The 800-nt window shown below is 35.2% G+C and carries 2 protein-coding genes; one reads left to right on the forward strand and one right to left on the reverse strand.

Annotated elements, in window-relative coordinates; translation table 11 throughout:
- On the forward strand, positions 1 to 235 hold a 235-nt coding region (locus tag OA91_RS23805), incomplete at its 5' end, for a WYL domain-containing protein (RefSeq protein WP_157203899.1).
- A gap of 335 nt (positions 236 to 570) precedes the next feature.
- Here the strand turns inward: OA91_RS23805 and OA91_RS24665 are convergent.
- Positions 571 to 800 (reverse strand): hypothetical protein (locus OA91_RS24665; RefSeq protein WP_231870453.1); only part of this gene is annotated, 230 nt, incomplete at its 5' end.

An 800-nucleotide genomic window follows, 5' to 3' on the forward strand; every position in this document is an offset into this window, starting at 1 on the left:
CTTTGCTGCCGAAATAATAATGGAAACACCCATAGCTAAAAACCAACAAACAAGCACTTATCGAACAGATGCGGAGGATAAGTTACTAGTAAAAGCTAGCCTTACTATGAACTATGATTTTGAAACATGGTTATTGGGTTTGGCAAATCATGTTGAGGTATTGAAGCCCGTAAGTTTGCGTAACTTGATGCGAGAAAAACTGAGAGCTGCAGTGCAATTATACGATGACAGTTGATACAGAGCACTTTAAGGTTATTTCATTACAAGCAATAATTTGATGCGTTGTCCCATTTCCTGTAATAAATAGTTGCTATTCAATCCATACCTCCCACTAAAGAACGGGATAATTACTAAGAGTGTACCCCCATCTAGCTTTACCCAGTAAAACACCCTATTAGTTTTGTTTGCTTCAGACTAGGGGGTAAGGTTACCCGAACATAACCTACCGACCTTTTCATTGCCTACAAAAAACATTAAAAAGTCACGTAAGTAGTTCACGCCTGTACCAATAATTAACTTGTGATTGGGCTTTTTTATTAATTCACTAAAAAAAGGAAAGCGATTAAAGAATCACCATGTATTAAAAAGGTATTTATTTTCAAAACCTGTTAGCTTAGAAATGTTATTTTTATGCCACAATTCATGATCTGTAGAATCAAAGGCAATAGGATATAAATTAAGCTTAAACAACTCATTCCCCTCTAAAAGACTAACTTCTTTATAATTCTCTACATCCCCACCTTGAATACTTGTAAAAAGTTTAGCAAAACTCCTACCATACGTGTAACCAAGACTATCTT

This window comes from Marinomonas sp. SBI8L (assembly GCF_001624705.1).
Lineage (GTDB): Bacteria > Pseudomonadota > Gammaproteobacteria > Pseudomonadales > Marinomonadaceae > Marinomonas.